The organism is Mesorhizobium sp. CO1-1-8 (genome assembly GCF_020164875.1).
Lineage (GTDB): Bacteria > Pseudomonadota > Alphaproteobacteria > Rhizobiales > Rhizobiaceae > Mesorhizobium.
In genome coordinates this window covers 148,580-162,235 of sequence record NZ_JAIUGZ010000010.1, presented here as the reverse complement: position 1 = coordinate 162,235, position 13,656 = coordinate 148,580, and the positions used below count along the sequence as shown (strand labels likewise).

Sequence of the window (13,656 nt, the reverse complement as noted above, 5' to 3'; positions counted from 1 at the left end):
CGCCGCGACTGTGACACCAATCCGGGCGAATCCAAGGCGCACCGCGCAAAGGACCTGAAATGACACCACTCAAACGGGAAACAGCCCCTGCGCCGGATGATCGGCGTTCGCCGAAATCCAGCCGATGACGTATAGGGCGAATGCCGCTGCGACAAGCCCATCGACACGATCCATGACGCCGCCATGACCCGGGATGAGCGCGCCTGAGTCCTTGCAGCCATGGCGGCGCTTGACCCAGGATTCAAACAGGTCGCCTGCCTGCGAGACAATCGACAGCACGAGCGCCACCAGGCCGAGCAATGCCAGATGGCCGACACCGGCAGCTACGGCGAGGATCAGCCCCGCGACGACCCCGCCGACAGCGCCGCCCAGCGCGCCGCTGCGTGTCTTGCCGGGCGAGATCGCCGGCGCCAGTTTCGGGCCGCCGACGGCGCGCCCCACGAAATAGGCAAGGATATCGGTGGCCCAGACGACCGCGAACAGGAACAGGATGGCAATGAGGCCTGAACGATCGCCATCGCGCAGCAAGGCGAGCGACAGACCTGAAACCGCGGCATAGGCAAGGCCGCTCGCATCCCATTGTCCGGTCTTGCGCACCGAGGCGGCTATCGCCGTTGCGGCAACAATGGCCGCCACAAGCGGCAGCAGCCAGGGGGCGGCCAGGCCGCCAATCAAGGCGCCGATGAAGACAACAAGCAGCGCTTTCGGCAGGAAGCCGAGGCCCGTGGCCCCGGTCGGGCGCGACATGCGGGTCCATTCATAAAAGATCGCCGCCGATATTACGGCGCACAGCAGCCGGAACGGCAGACCGCCGATCCAGGTCAAGCCGAGAGTGATGATGGCGAGCACGATCGCCGAAACGACACGCAGCTGGAGATTGCTCATCCCGCGGCCGGTCGCGAAGCGACGTCCTGGCCTCCAAGTCCGCCGAAACGGCGTTCGCGGCCAGCAAACTCACGCAGGGCTTCGGCAAGGTGCTCGCGGCTGAAGTCGGGCCAGTAGCAAGGCAGGAAGACGAGCTCGCTATAGGCGGCTTGCCACAGAAGGAAATTCGACAGCCGAAGCTCGCCGCTGGTGCGGATGACCAGTTCCGGGTCGGGAATGCCTTGCGTATCGAGCGCGCCGGCAAAGCTTTCGGCTGATATCGCCTCGGCGTCGAGTTCGCCACGCGCCACGGCCGCCGCAAGCTTTTGTGCCGTGCGAACGATTTCGTCGCGTCCGCCATAGTTGAAGGCAATCACCAGCGTCAGCGATTCGTTTGCGGCCGTCAGCGTTTCGGCCTCGTCGAGCAGTCCCCTGATATCGGACTGCAGCCCTGCCCGGTCACCGATGATTCTAACCCGCACACCGCTCTGGTGCAGTTCGGCAAGGTCACGGCGGATGAACATTTTCAAGAGGCCCATCAGGTCGCTGACCTCGGACTTCGGCCGCGACCAGTTCTCCGATGAGAAAGCATAGACGGTCAGGTAGGAGATGCCGAGCCCGGGTGCCGCGCGCACCGTCTTGCGCAACGCCTCGACACCGGCACGGTGGCCCGCAAGACGGGGCATGCCGCGCGCCTTGGCCCAGCGTCCGTTTCCGTCCATGATGATCGCGACATGCGCGGGCGTTGCCATGTTCTCGCTTTCGGGTCAGCCGGCGGCCAAGACCCTAAACCTGCATGATTTCAGCTTCCTTATCGGAAAGCAGGTGGTCGATGGTGCTGATCGTCTCATCGGTAAGTTTCTGGACCTGGTCCGAGCGCTTGCGCTGATCGTCTTCGCTGATGTCGCCGTCCTTCTCCGCCTTCTTCAGGAAGTCCATGCCGTCGCGACGCACATGGCGCGCGGCGACACGGGCGTTCTCGGCGTAGGTGTGCGAGATCTTGACCAGTTCCTTGCGGCGCTGTTCGTTGAGTTCGGGAAGCGGAATCCTGAGGTTGGTGCCGTCTACGATCGGGTTGAACCCCAAATTGGATTCGCGAATCGCACGGTCGACCGCGCCGACCATCGACTTGTCCCAGACCGACACCGAGATCATGCGCGGCTCCGGAACCGAGACGTTGGCGACCTGATTGATCGGCATGGTGGTGCCATAGGCCTGCACCTGGATCGCATCGAGCAGATTGCTGGAGGCGCGACCGGTCCGCAGCGAGGCCAGATCATGCTTGAACGCGGCAATAGCCCCATCCATGCGCCGCTTGAGATCGTCGTACTCACCACTCATCTTTATCTCCTCGACCCGTCTAATGCGGGTTCACTGCTTCGGGGCGGCTTATCGAACCGGATTTTCGAAAGCCGGCTTCCCCTTTTGGGGTCAGACCGCCGATCAATCGTCCGCGACGACCGTGCAGCGGCCGCCGCCCCTTAGAATATCGCCGAAACCACCTTTTTCGTGGATCGAATAGACGATTATCGGAATGTTGTTTTCGCGCGCAAGTGCAATCGCTGCGGTATCCATGATGGAAAGGCCGCGATTTATGACTTCGCCATGGCTGATGCGCTCGAAACGCGTCGCATTCGGATCCTTTTTCGGGTCCGCCGAGTAGACGCCGTCGACCTGAGTGCCCTTGAACAGAGCGTCGGCGCCGATTTCAGCCGCGCGGAGGGCGGCGGCCGAATCAGTGGTGAAGAACGGATTGCCGGTGCCGCCGGCAAAGATCACTACCTTGCCCTGGTTCATGTAGGCGGTCGCCTGGCGCTGCGAAAAGCTCTCGCAAAGTTCGGGCATGGCGATCGCCGAAAGCACCACGGCGTCGACGCCGATCTTGTTCAATGACGTGCGCAGCGCCAACGAATTGATCACCGTGGCAAGCATGCCCATGTGGTCGCCCGTGACACGGTCGCCGCCCTTGGAGGCAACGGCCACGCCGCGAAAAATGTTGCCGCCGCCGATGACAACGCCGACCTCGATGCCCAATGCACGCGCCTCGGCGATGTCGCCGGCGATGCGATCCACCACTGAAACGTCGATGCCGAAATGCTGCTCGCCCATCAATGCTTCGCCCGACGCTTTCAGCAAGACACGTCGGTAGAGGGGCTTCACCGTCATCTGGGCCTCGTCATTTTTGCGTGTGGCGCGTTCCAGGAGGCTACCCTCACGCAGGTGCCGCCTCGAAACAATGGCGTTCCGATACACGAAGGGCGCCGCGATGTCACGCGGCGCCCAAACGGCAAATTCGCCGGTTTCCTGTCCCATCAATCAATTGGTGGACACGCTGGCCGACTCTCCTTCGATGAGCACCGGTGACGCGTAGTTGGAGGGCTTGTCGCCGGTTGTAGCGCCGCCGGTAACGCGCGCCTGTATCTGCGAGCCGAAATAGGAATAGGGAAACGGCGCTGGAATTCTGCTGACTCTCTCCAGCCGGTCGCGATGCGCTTTCGGAATCTCGAAATCCAGCGCGCCAAGATTGTCATGCATTTGGCTGAGTGTCGTCGCGCCGAGGATGACGGTTGCGATCCCCGGCTGCGTCGCCGCCCAGTTGAGCGCGACCTGAGGCATGCTGCGGCCGATCTCGGATGCGACCTTCTCGAGTTCGGCCACGATAGCCCAGTTGCGTTGCGTGAACTTTTGGAAACCCGGATGTGTCGAGTTGCGAAATCCGTCGAGCCGGCCCGCGTTTCCGGCCTGAGCCGGCCGATACTTGCCGCTCAGCAGTCCGCTGGCCAGCGGGCTCCACACCATGATGCCGGCGCCATGGCGTGTGCCGAATGGCACGAACTCGTTCTCGATCGCGCGTTCGGCCAACGAATATTCGAGCTGTAGCGTCGAAACCGGCTCATATCCGCGTAATTCGGCGATCGCCTGTGCCCGGCCCGCATACCAGGCGGGCACATCGGAAAGGCCGACATGGCGCACCTTGCCCATCCGAACCAGGTCGTCCAGCGTGCGCATGACCTCTTCAGCCGGGGTCAGCCTGTCCCAGACATGCATGAGATAGAGATCGATATAGTCGGTCCCCAACCGTTTCAGCGAAGCATCGACGGCCCGCATGATGTTCTTGCGGCCGTTACCGCCAGCATTCGGATTGCCGGGCTGCATGTTCATGCTGAACTTGCTGGCGATCACCGCCCTGTCGCGCAGCCCGCGCTCGGCGATGAATTCACCAAGCCAGGCTTCGGCCGTGCCGTCTGTGTAGAGATCCGCCGTGTCGAAGACATTGCCGCCCGCCTCGACATAGGCGTCGAAAATCGCCCGCGCCGTATCCCTGTCGGCTCCCCAGCCCCATTCCTTGCCGAAAGTCATCGTGCCCAGTGCCAGCCGGCTTACCCTGAGGCCGCTGTTGCCAAGAGTGTAGTAGGTCATGGTCATAATCGTCTTCCAATGCTTGGTGATAGATATCCCGCGCGTCACTGGCCCGGAGTGTTCTTGACCCAGGGATTGCCGCGCTCGTGTGTCATGCGGAACACGAAGCCATCGACCTTCCAACCATCCGCAAAACGCGTCAGGTGATGTTCATAGGTGCCCCAGACCTCCCAAAGCGGGTCGCCATTGCCCTCCATCCGGTTCCAGGCATAGCCGTTCGATAGGACAGTCGCCGTGTCCGCCTCGAGAACGACCTCGTGATTGGTGCGCAGATGCAGGCTTGTCTTGCTGCCCTTGAGATTGGCCGCCCAAGCGCCAATCAGATCGTCGGAGGCGATGTTGGCCGCCGGCTGTCCGGAGAGACTGCTGAAGTCGGCGGTGATCCGATCCGCAAATAGCCGCGTGCAAGTTTCCAGTCCTGGGCGTCGACGGCCCGGTCGATGGCATCGGCAATGCGAATGACCGCGCGTTCGTCTGCGAGGGCCCGCCAGTCTGATGGCTCCGCCCCGCCGGCATCCATCGGCGCCAACGCCATGCCTGCCGCGAAAGTTACGTGCTTTAACGTGTTCATGTCTCGTCTCCTCAGTGCCATCAGCCGATCGCCGATGAGTTGGCGCCAATGTGGACCACCGCCCCGGCATCGATAAGGTTGCATTGTTGGCAAAGACCATGCGATATCATTCATGAATGGATCGCGATCTCCTCAGCCATCTTCCTGTCGTGGTCGCAGTTGCCCGGCGTGGCGGCTTCGCGCTTGCCGCCGCCGAACTCGGCATGAGCCCTTCGGCGGTCAGCCATGCGGTGCGTATTGTCGAAGAGCGGATCGGCCAGCCCTTATTCGCCCGCACGACGCGCAGCGTTTCGCTCACCGAGGCCGGCAAGGCGCTGGTGGAAACGGCGGCTCCGGCCCTCCAGGATATTGCCGAGCGAATGGACCGCATCCGCAGCGTCAAAGGCAGGCCGTCTGGCCTGCTCAGGATCAACGCCTCCAACATCGCGATGCCATTGGCGGTGACGCCGGTGGTCGCGGCAATGGCCGAGCGCTATCCGGAGGTTACGGTCGAGGTCTTCGCTGACCAGGGTCTGGTTGATATCGTCGGCGAAGGCTTCGATGCCGGCATCCGGCTTGGCGAGATGATCGCCCAGGACATGATCGCGGTCAGGCTGACGCCGCCATTCTCCGTCGTCATCGTCGCCTCGCCGGCCTATATCGGAAGGCACGGCCGTCCCGGCGGCGTTGCCGACCTGGCGAACCATAATTGTATTGGCTACCGGCTCGTCCGCTCCGGTGCGCTCTATCGCTGGGATTTGATCGAGGATGGCAAGGACATCGCGATGGAGACGCGGGGCAGCGTTGTCGTGACGGATTCGCTCGCGGCAATCGATCTTGCGCTTGCAGGCGTCGGGCTTGCCTATGTGTTCGAGCCGCTGGCGCGCGCCGATCTTGCCGCGGGCCGCCTCGTCCAGGTGCTGCAGCAGACGGCGATCGAGGAACCGGGGCTATTCCTCTATTTTCCGCGCCGGGCGGCGATGGCGCCGAAGCTCAGGGCCTTTATCGACACCGCACAAGAAATCGGCCGGGCCTCCTTGCGGACACCCGGCCGAGTTGCCTGAGTTCGTGAGCCCTGGAAAGGGCTATTTCTTGACCGCTGCAGCGACTTCCGCGGCAAAATCGGTCTCTTCCTTCTCGATGCCCTCGCCCAGCGCAAAGCGCAGGTAGGCGGTGATCTTGGCCGGCGCACCGATCTCCTTCTCGGCATCCTTCAGCGCCTTCTCGACAGTGATGTCGGGATTGAGCACGAAAGCCTGCTTCAGGAGCACGACTTCCTCGTAGAACTTGCGCAGACGGCCCTCGACCATCTTCTCGATGATCGCTTCCGGCTTGCCCGACTGGCGCGCCTGGTCGGAGAAGATCGCCTTCTCGCGTTCGACCGCGGCCGGATCGATCTGCTCTGCGGTCAGCGCCAGAGGGTTGGTGGCGGCAACATGCATGGCCACCTGGCGGCCAAAGGCGTTGGCGGCATGCTCATTGCCCGTGGTCTCGATCGCGACCAGCACGCCGAGTTTGCCAAGGCCGTCGGCAACTGCGTTGTGGACGTAGGTAGCGACAGCGCCGTACGGAACGGTGAGCTTGGCCGAGCGGCGGAAGCCCATGTTTTCGCCGATGGTGCCGACAGCGTCCTTGATGGTGTCGGCAACAGACTTGTCGGAACCCGGATACTTTGCGGCGGCCACAGCTTCGGTCGTGCCATAGGCCAGGGCAACCTTGGCAACGTTGGCGACGATTTCCTGAAACGCGGCGTTGCGGGCAACGAAGTCGGTCTCGGAATTGACCTCGACGACGGCAGCCTCGCGCACGCCATTGTCGACGCCGATCAGGCCTTCAGCCGCGGTGCGGCCGGCCTTCTTGTCGGCCTTGGAGATACCCTTCTTGCGCAGCCAGTCGACGGCCTCTTCCATGTTGCCGTTGGTCTCGGTCAACGCCGCCTTGCAATCCATCATGCCCGCGCCGGTCAAGTCGCGGAGTTCTTTGACCTGTGCAGCCGAAATGCTCATTGTCGCCTCTTTGTTTTAAATGCACCGACGCACCATCGGTGTTCGATGGTGCGTCTGTTTAGCGTGCCAAAATATGAGAAAGATGAAGGCCGCAACCGGCCTTCGCTTATCAAGCTTCGGGGGCTTCCGACGCCGGAGCCGGGTCGAGCGCGGGTTCGACCGGAGCTTCGACCGAAGCGCCGATGTCGACGCCGAGCGCGCCCTGCTGGCGGGCGATGCCGTCGATCGCAGCCTTGGCGATCAGATCGCAATAGAGCTGGATGGCGCGGGCCGCGTCGTCATTGCCGGGGATCGGGAAGTCGATCTTGTCCGGATCGCAGTTCGAATCGATGATGGCAACGACCGGGATGCCGAGGCGCTTGGCCTCGAGGATGGCGATCGCTTCCTTGTTGGTGTCGATCACGAACATCAGGTCGGGCGTCGAGCCCATGTCCTTGATGCCGCCCAGCGCCTTGTCGAGCTTCTCGCGCTCGCGGTCGAGGTTCAGGCGTTCCTTCTTGGTCAACCCTTGCGCCTCGCCGGCCAGCATCTCGTCGAGCTTGCGCAGGCGCTGGATCGAGTTCGAGATCGTCTTCCAGTTGGTCAGCATACCGCCGAGCCAACGCGAGTTGACATAATACTGAGCCGAACGCTGTGCCGCATCGGCGACGATGTCGGACGCCTGGCGCTTGGTGCCGACGAACAACACGCGGCCGCCCTTGGCGACAGTGTCGGAAACCTGCTTCAACGCCTGGTGCAGCAAAGGCACCGTCTGCGACAGGTCGATGATGTGGATGTTGTTGCGGGCGCCATAGATGTAGGGCGCCATCTTCGGGTTCCAGCGGTGGGTCTGGTGGCCGAAGTGAATGCCAGCTTCCAAAAGCTGGCGCATGCTGAAATCAGGCAGTGCCATTCAAAGTTCCTTTCCGGTTAGCCTCCACGGACACAGGCATTTTTGGACTTTGTCCTCGAACGCCACCGGAGGTTTCAGCCGGATTTCTCCCGGGCAGACACCAAAGTCCGTGTGTGGAATGAGCGCGCATATAAAGGGGATGCGCGATAAACGCAAGCGCGGCAGGATCTGTGGTGCGGCGTGCGACGATCCGCGCCCTGCCGTCAGCGCTTTATCTTCCCGTTCGGCACCCGCACCCGCCGGAAGACCGCGACGATCTCCTCGCGGCTGCATTCGATGGCGCCGAGCCGCACCGCTCGGTCGCGCTCGAAGCCGGTTATGTCATAATGCGGCGCCGATGTCTTGGGCGGCCCCTGGTAGGATGAGCGCTTGACCCCGAGCCGGGCGGCAAAGCGATGCAACTCGTCGGTGTCGTCGGCCAACAGATGGCACCAGCGATGGCCGGCCCAGTTCCAGATCGCTGCGTCGACATAGACCGCCATGAAGCTTGCTGTTTGCCTTCCATCCTTCACCCCAGCCGGCCGCATGGCCCGCCAGGATGTCAGGGACGATAGAATGGATTCGGATAGAAAATGAAGCCGCCCTTGGCCGCAAGCTCGGCCACAATGTTGGTGACGGTATCCTGCATGCGACGGCGCAGCTCGGCAACCGCATCGTTGATCGAGCCCGCATATTCATGCAGGCCCAGCGCCTCCGGCACCCGGATGTGGCCGCAACGCGGTCCGGCCGGCTGCGGAACGAACCGGTTCATCGTGTCGCGCAGTCCGCCCCGACAATAGTCGTTGCGGATCCGCTTCAGATGTTCGGCGATCTCCTCCTGAGTGATGCGCGGATTGGCCGAGGCCCAAGGTCCGACGCGTTGCAGCCTCTGAACCCTATCGGCGAGCGCGCGGACCTGCCTTTGCCGTTCCGCATCGCCAGTGTTTTCGCGCTGCCAGCGACGCGCACGTCGCAGAACCTCCGCGGTGTCGGTGACATCAATGTCGGCTGAGATGCTTTTGCCGAGCTGGCCGCCGAGCTCGGCGGCCAAAACCCTCTGGCGCCGGGCATGGGAAGCGCCTTGGTCGAACGGCATGCCGCTGGCGGCTTCATCGCGGGCCAGCAGCGTCGAATAGATGTGGTGAACGCGCTGCGGCAGCGTGTCGATCGCGCGGCGTTCTATTTTCAGGCATTTCTCGACATAGGCGCATTCCTTCGCCAGCGCCGCTTCGACATTCCCGGTGAAGGCGAGCTTCCAGACGACTGGCGCGATCCAGACCTTGAAATCGGGATCCGTGGCCCGGCCGCGCTTGAGGGCCTCCAGCCCCATCTCGACGGCACCCGGCAGCAACGGCGCAACGATGTTGGCATGCCAGCCGACGCCGCCTTCGGGATGAAGCAGCACACCATGGCCTTTCAAGGCCCAGGCGACGGAGTGTTCCTTGGCTGCCCCGCTGTTGCCGGGAATCTGGGCGATCAGATTGTTGGCCAGCCAGAACTTCTGCATCAGCCGGCCAAGGCCGTTGACGACACCATTGGTTGCCCATGAGGCCGTGAGCGGGCTGACCTGCGACACGATTTCCTTGTCGATCATCCAGTCGGTGAAGAACTCGGGATGATTGGGCGTGATGAAGGTCGCCTTCCCTGCCCCGCAACTGGCCCTCAGCCGCTCAAGATCGGCGTCGGGAAAATCGATGTGACGGACATTGGCGACACCGCGCAGACCGGCCAGTCGATTGAACGGCAACAGATCCCGAAATCCGGGAATGCCGCGCAGCATGACGATCCGGTTGACGGATGTCATGGCCCTGATCAGTGCCGGGTTGGGCCGCGGCGCCACGAATGTATCGATCCTGCTCAAGCTGATCCCCCTCGCGCCTGGACGCTGGGAAGCAGGTTGGGAGACGATTGCGGCAAGCTCAAGTCGTTCGTTACGACCGCGCCGTGTCGTGGTAAATCAACTGCCTAGACAGGCACTATTTGGCGGGACAAGGTTTAGTCTGGTCGAACAGAGACAGGTTGACCAGCTTGCCGGTCATCGAGAAGTCGCCATAGTCCATGACGAGATCTCGGGTGATGCCGTTCTCATGCAGCTTGAAGCTGATACGGTATTCCGGAACCTCTTCGCCCGTCTTGTTGGTGTCGTCGAAATAGGCGATGTCGACCGGCCAGTATTTGTCGGCGGCGAGCTTTGCCAGTGCGGGAGCCTCCGGGTCGGCCTTGTCGGCATCCGTTTTCTTGCCGACGACGACGGTGGTGGTCATCACCTTGTTGGCGTCTTCGGAACCATCGAACAGGTTGGTTTCGTAAAAATTTTCGCCCTTTTCGGCCTTGCCGATCAGTTCGACCAGATGCTGGGTCGGGAATTGGGTTGTCGCGAGCTCGACGCTGTTCTTTTCAGGCTTGTCGATGTCGACCTTCAGGCCCTTGGTTTCTTTCGTGGCGATGCCCTTGACCTCCTTGTCGAGATTCTGGTCGACGAAGGATTTTGTCACGAACGAAAAGGTCTTGCCCTCGGCGTCCTCGAAAGTGGTGGTCTGCTGGTCGGTCAACCTGGTGTTGTCGGCGGTGACGATCTGGGTGACGAAGCGGAATTTCACCGTATACCCTTCGCAGGCCGAGCCATTGAACTCATAGACCATGCGGCCGGATATGCCCGTGATGCCGGACTGATCGGAAGCCTTTTTCAGGGTAAGATCGTAGACGGCGCGGTGGGCTTGCAGCGCCGGCGCTGCGAAGGCAGGGCCTATAGAGAAGGCGCCCGACAACAGGACGGCATGGAATGCGAGGCGCGTTGCGCGCATGAGGTACTCCGATCGTCGCGACTGATGGCAGGCCGCAGGGAAAGATGGTCCAGCTTAAAAAAAGTCGTGGCGGAAGCGAGGCAAAAATAGCAATTTCGGCCCGGCCGGCGCGGCGTCACCAAGCAATAGGGAAATACCATGAGTGAAACAATCGAAAAGCGGCTAAGCGATCTGGGTGTGACGCTTCCCGTCGCCGCCGCGCCCGCCGCCAACTACGTGCCCTATTGCAGGACCGGCAACTTGCTGTTCACTGCCGGGCAATTGCCGCTCAAGGACGGCAAGCTGCAGGCTAGCGGGCAGCTAGGCCGCGATCTCGATACCGCAGGCGGCAAGGAGGCGGCAAAATACTGCGCGATCAACATCCTGGCGCAGGCCAAGACAGCACTCGGCGACCTCGAGAAGATTAGCCGTCTGGTGAAGATCACCGTTTTCGTTGCCTCGACACCTGAGTTCGTCGAGCAGCATCTGGTTGCCAACGGCGCCTCCGATTTCCTGGTCGCGGCCCTTGGCGAGCGCGGCAAGCATGCACGCTCCGCCGTCGGCACGGCCTGCCTGCCGCTTAATGCCGCAGTGGAAATCGAAGCCATCTTCGAAGTCGAATGAGCCAGGGGACAGATATGACCGACCTATCCTGGCTGACCGCCCGGCCCGTCGCCCATCGCGGCTTCCACGACATGAACAAGACTCGCTGGGAAAACACGCTGTCGGCCTTCGCCGCGGCCGCCGAGCGCGGCTATGCCATCGAATGCGACGTGCACCTGTCGTCCGACCGTGTTCCCGTCATCATCCATGACGGCGATCTCAAGCGCCTGACCGGCCAGGATGGTTTTATCTGGCAGCGTACCGCAGCTGAACTCGCGGCGCTCAGGGTCGGTGGCACGGCGGACCATGTGCCGACGCTGCAGGAAGCGCTCGACCTGGTCGACGGCCGCGTGCCGCTGGTCGTCGAGTTGAAAGGCACACCCGGCTATGACGACGGCCTGGTGGCAAGCGTCGGCAAGATGCTCAAGCGCTACAAGGGCAAAGCGGCGATCATGTCGTTCGACCATTGGCTGGTCCGCGATTTTCCGAAGGACGCGCCGGGTATCCCAGGGGGTCTCACCGCCTACGGCAAGGACGTCAAGCTGATCGAGGCGCATTTCGCCATGCTGGCGCATGAGATCGCCTTCACCTCCTACGCCGCCGGCGACCTGCCAAACCCATTTGTCAGCTTCGTGCGTGAGAGGCTGAAAATGCCTGTTATCACCTGGACGGTGCATGACCAGCCGGCGGTCGACCTGACCTTCAGATATGCCGACCAGATGACGTTCGAAGGGTTCGAACCCGATCTGGTCAAAGTCGCCTGAGTGTCTGAAACGTGACTTGTACCAAGCCGGACGGAGCTTAAATAAGCCTCATGGATCAGGGCGACGAGGGTGACGGACAAACGGCCAATGCGGACTATTCGATCCGCGTCGCCGCCGGCATCGGCGCCTTCACCTGTGATGAATGGAACGGCTTGGCCGGAACCGCGCGCGGCGATGTAGAAACCAGTTACAATCCTTTGGTTTCCTTTGCTTTTCTGATCGCGCTTGAGGATTCCGGATGCGCCGTGCGGCGCACCGGTTGGCAGGGCCACCACCTCAGGCTGGAGGATGGGCAAGGCAGATTGCTGGGCGCGGTGCCCTGTTATCTCAAATCGCACAGCCAGGGCGAATATGTGTTCGACCATGGCTGGTCGGATGCGTTCGAGCGCGCCGGTGGCCGTTACTATCCCAAACTGCAAAGTGCCGTGCCGTTCTCCCCGGTCACCGGCCCTCGCCTGCTGGTCACCAGGGGCGAGGACAGTGCCAGGGTGAAGGCCGGTCTCGCGGCGGGCCTGAAGGCGGTGACGCAAAAGTTAGGTGTCTCTTCCGCGCATGTCACCTTCGCGCAGGAGAGCGATGTGGAGGTGCTGGAAGCGGCCGGTTTCCTGCACCGCACCGACCAGCAATTCCATTTCTTCAACGAAGGCTTTTCAACCTATGACGACTTCCTCGCTACCCTTGCCTCGCGCAAGCGAAAGGCGATGAAGAAGGAAAGGCGCGAAGCGCTTGGCAATGGCATTTCGATCGACCGGCTGACCGGCAAGGACCTTACCGAGAAGGCCTGGGACGATTTCTTCGCCTTCTACATGGACACCGGCAGCCGCAAATGGGGCCGGCCCTATCTCAACCGCCAATTCTTCTCGTTGATCGGCGAACGCATGGCAGACGACATCCTGCTGGTGATGGCCAAACGCAATGGGCGCTATATTGCCGGCGCCATCAATTTCATCGGCTCCGATGCACTCTATGGCCGCAACTGGGGCTGCATCGAGGACCACCCCTTCCTGCATTTCGAGGTCTGCTACCATCAGGCGATCGACTTCGCCATCGAGCGCAAGCTGAAGGTGGTCGAGGCGGGCGCACAGGGCGAGCACAAGCTGGCGCGCGGCTATCGGCCGGTGACCATGCATTCCGCGCACTACATTGCGCACCCCGGCCTGCGCAACGCCGTCGCCGACTATCTCAGGCGCGAGCGGCAAGAGGTGGAGCGGATGAGCGAATATCTGGAAGAGCACACCCCGTTCCGCAAGGATCTGGAGGAGTAGCAACAGGGCTGCCCTGATGAGCGGGGCGACTTCGCCCCATCGTCTTGCCGACTTCTCATGCCTTCGCTACACGAAAGGCACAATCCGGAGCGTTCGCCATGGCCGAGGCCGCCTATGACACCGACAACATTTTCGCAAAGATCCTGCGCGGCGAAATTCCCTCGCACCGCGTTTACGAGGACGAAACGGTCATAGCCTTCATGGATGTGATGCCGCAGGGTCCCGGCCATACGCTCGTGGTGCCGAAGGCGCCGTCGCGCAACCTGCTCGATGCCGAACCGTCAATTTTCGGCCCGCTCTTCACCGTCGTTCAGAAAGTGGCGCTGGCGGTGAAAAAGGCCTTCGGCGCCGATGGCGTCACCGTCATGCAGTTCAATGAGCCGGCCTCGGGGCAGACCGTCTATCATCTGCATGTGCATGTCATTCCGCGCTTCGATGGCATTCCCCTGAAACCGCACACGGGCGGAATGGAGAAGCCTGAAATCTTGGCCGAGAACGCCAAAAAGATACGGGCGGCGCTGCAAAGCTGA

16 protein-coding genes are annotated in these 13,656 nt (G+C 62.1%); 5 read left to right on the top strand and 11 right to left on the bottom strand.

The annotated features are described in order from the left end of the window. Positions 1-69: 69 nt before the first annotated feature. The 6 genes from LB558_RS20580 to LB558_RS20555 form a co-directional block, all read right to left on the bottom strand. The gene (locus tag LB558_RS20580) at positions 70-885 is read right to left on the bottom strand and encodes a phosphatidate cytidylyltransferase (RefSeq protein ID WP_224699204.1); all 816 of its coding nucleotides are present in this window, start codon (positions 883-885) and stop codon (positions 70-72) included. Continuing rightward, positions 882-1,616 (bottom strand): isoprenyl transferase, encoded by a 735-nt coding sequence (locus LB558_RS20575; protein WP_023812930.1) that lies wholly within the window; start codon positions 1,614-1,616, stop codon positions 882-884. Before LB558_RS20575 ends, LB558_RS20580 begins: the two co-directional genes overlap by 4 nt. Before the next feature lie 34 nt (positions 1,617-1,650). Next, positions 1,651-2,205 (bottom strand): ribosome recycling factor, encoded by a 555-nt coding sequence (gene frr / locus LB558_RS20570; protein WP_013531759.1) that lies wholly within the window; start codon positions 2,203-2,205, stop codon positions 1,651-1,653. 102 nt (positions 2,206-2,307) lie between these two features. Continuing rightward, the gene (gene pyrH / locus LB558_RS20565; RefSeq protein ID WP_013531760.1) at positions 2,308-3,030 is read right to left on the bottom strand and encodes a UMP kinase; all 723 of its coding nucleotides are present in this window, start codon (positions 3,028-3,030) and stop codon (positions 2,308-2,310) included. Positions 3,031-3,180: 150 nt separating this feature from the next. Further along, positions 3,181-4,290 carry an aldo/keto reductase gene (locus LB558_RS20560; RefSeq protein WP_224699203.1) on the bottom strand — a complete coding sequence of 370 codons (1,110 nt, stop codon included), beginning with the start codon at positions 4,288-4,290 and terminating at the stop codon, positions 3,181-3,183. Between the two features lie 38 nt (positions 4,291-4,328). Beyond that, a complete protein-coding gene (locus tag LB558_RS20555) occupies positions 4,329-4,955 on the bottom strand; it encodes a nuclear transport factor 2 family protein (RefSeq protein ID WP_224699202.1) in 627 nt (208 codons plus the stop codon). Positions 4,956-4,971: 16 nt separating this feature from the next. Here LB558_RS20555 and LB558_RS20550 point away from each other — a divergent pair, with 16 nt between their 5' ends. Continuing rightward, positions 4,972-5,898, top strand: a complete 927-nt coding sequence (locus tag LB558_RS20550) for a LysR family transcriptional regulator (protein WP_224699201.1) — start codon at positions 4,972-4,974, stop codon at positions 5,896-5,898. Positions 5,899-5,919: 21 nt separating this feature from the next. Here the strand turns inward: LB558_RS20550 and tsf are convergent, their stop codons facing one another. The 5 genes from tsf to LB558_RS20525 all read right to left on the bottom strand — a co-directional run bounded on the left by tsf (position 5,920) and on the right by LB558_RS20525 (position 10,515). Then, on the bottom strand, positions 5,920-6,840 hold the full coding sequence (gene tsf, locus LB558_RS20545) for a translation elongation factor Ts (protein WP_224699200.1): 921 nt from the start codon (positions 6,838-6,840) through the stop codon (positions 5,920-5,922). Positions 6,841-6,949: 109 nt separating this feature from the next. After that, complete coding sequence (gene rpsB, locus LB558_RS20540) at positions 6,950-7,732, bottom strand: 30S ribosomal protein S2 (RefSeq protein ID WP_023777441.1); 783 nt, start codon at positions 7,730-7,732, stop codon at positions 6,950-6,952. A gap of 203 nt (positions 7,733-7,935) precedes the next feature. Then, a complete protein-coding gene (locus LB558_RS20535) occupies positions 7,936-8,214 on the bottom strand; it encodes a DUF4031 domain-containing protein (protein ID WP_027036667.1) in 279 nt (92 codons plus the stop codon). A gap of 59 nt (positions 8,215-8,273) precedes the next feature. Then, complete coding sequence (locus LB558_RS20530; protein ID WP_224699199.1) at positions 8,274-9,572, bottom strand: hypothetical protein; 1,299 nt, start codon at positions 9,570-9,572, stop codon at positions 8,274-8,276. Positions 9,573-9,687: 115 nt separating this feature from the next. Further along, positions 9,688-10,515 carry a cell envelope integrity EipB family protein gene (locus LB558_RS20525; protein WP_224699198.1) on the bottom strand — a complete coding sequence of 276 codons (828 nt, stop codon included), beginning with the start codon at positions 10,513-10,515 and terminating at the stop codon, positions 9,688-9,690. Positions 10,516-10,653: 138 nt separating this feature from the next. On the opposite strand from LB558_RS20525, the gene LB558_RS20520 reads away from it, so the two are divergent. From LB558_RS20520 to LB558_RS20505, 4 genes are all read left to right on the top strand, one after another. After that, complete coding sequence (locus tag LB558_RS20520) at positions 10,654-11,118, top strand: RidA family protein (RefSeq protein ID WP_224699197.1); 465 nt, start codon at positions 10,654-10,656, stop codon at positions 11,116-11,118. Positions 11,119-11,132: 14 nt separating this feature from the next. Continuing rightward, positions 11,133-11,861 (top strand): glycerophosphodiester phosphodiesterase, encoded by a 729-nt coding sequence (locus tag LB558_RS20515; RefSeq protein ID WP_224699196.1) that lies wholly within the window; start codon positions 11,133-11,135, stop codon positions 11,859-11,861. A gap of 50 nt (positions 11,862-11,911) precedes the next feature. Then, the gene (locus LB558_RS20510; protein ID WP_224699195.1) at positions 11,912-13,126 is read left to right on the top strand and encodes a GNAT family N-acetyltransferase; all 1,215 of its coding nucleotides are present in this window, start codon (positions 11,912-11,914) and stop codon (positions 13,124-13,126) included. 98 nt (positions 13,127-13,224) lie between these two features. Further along, positions 13,225-13,656: an HIT family protein gene (locus LB558_RS20505; protein WP_224699194.1), complete on the top strand. Its 432-nt coding sequence runs from the start codon at positions 13,225-13,227 to the stop codon at positions 13,654-13,656.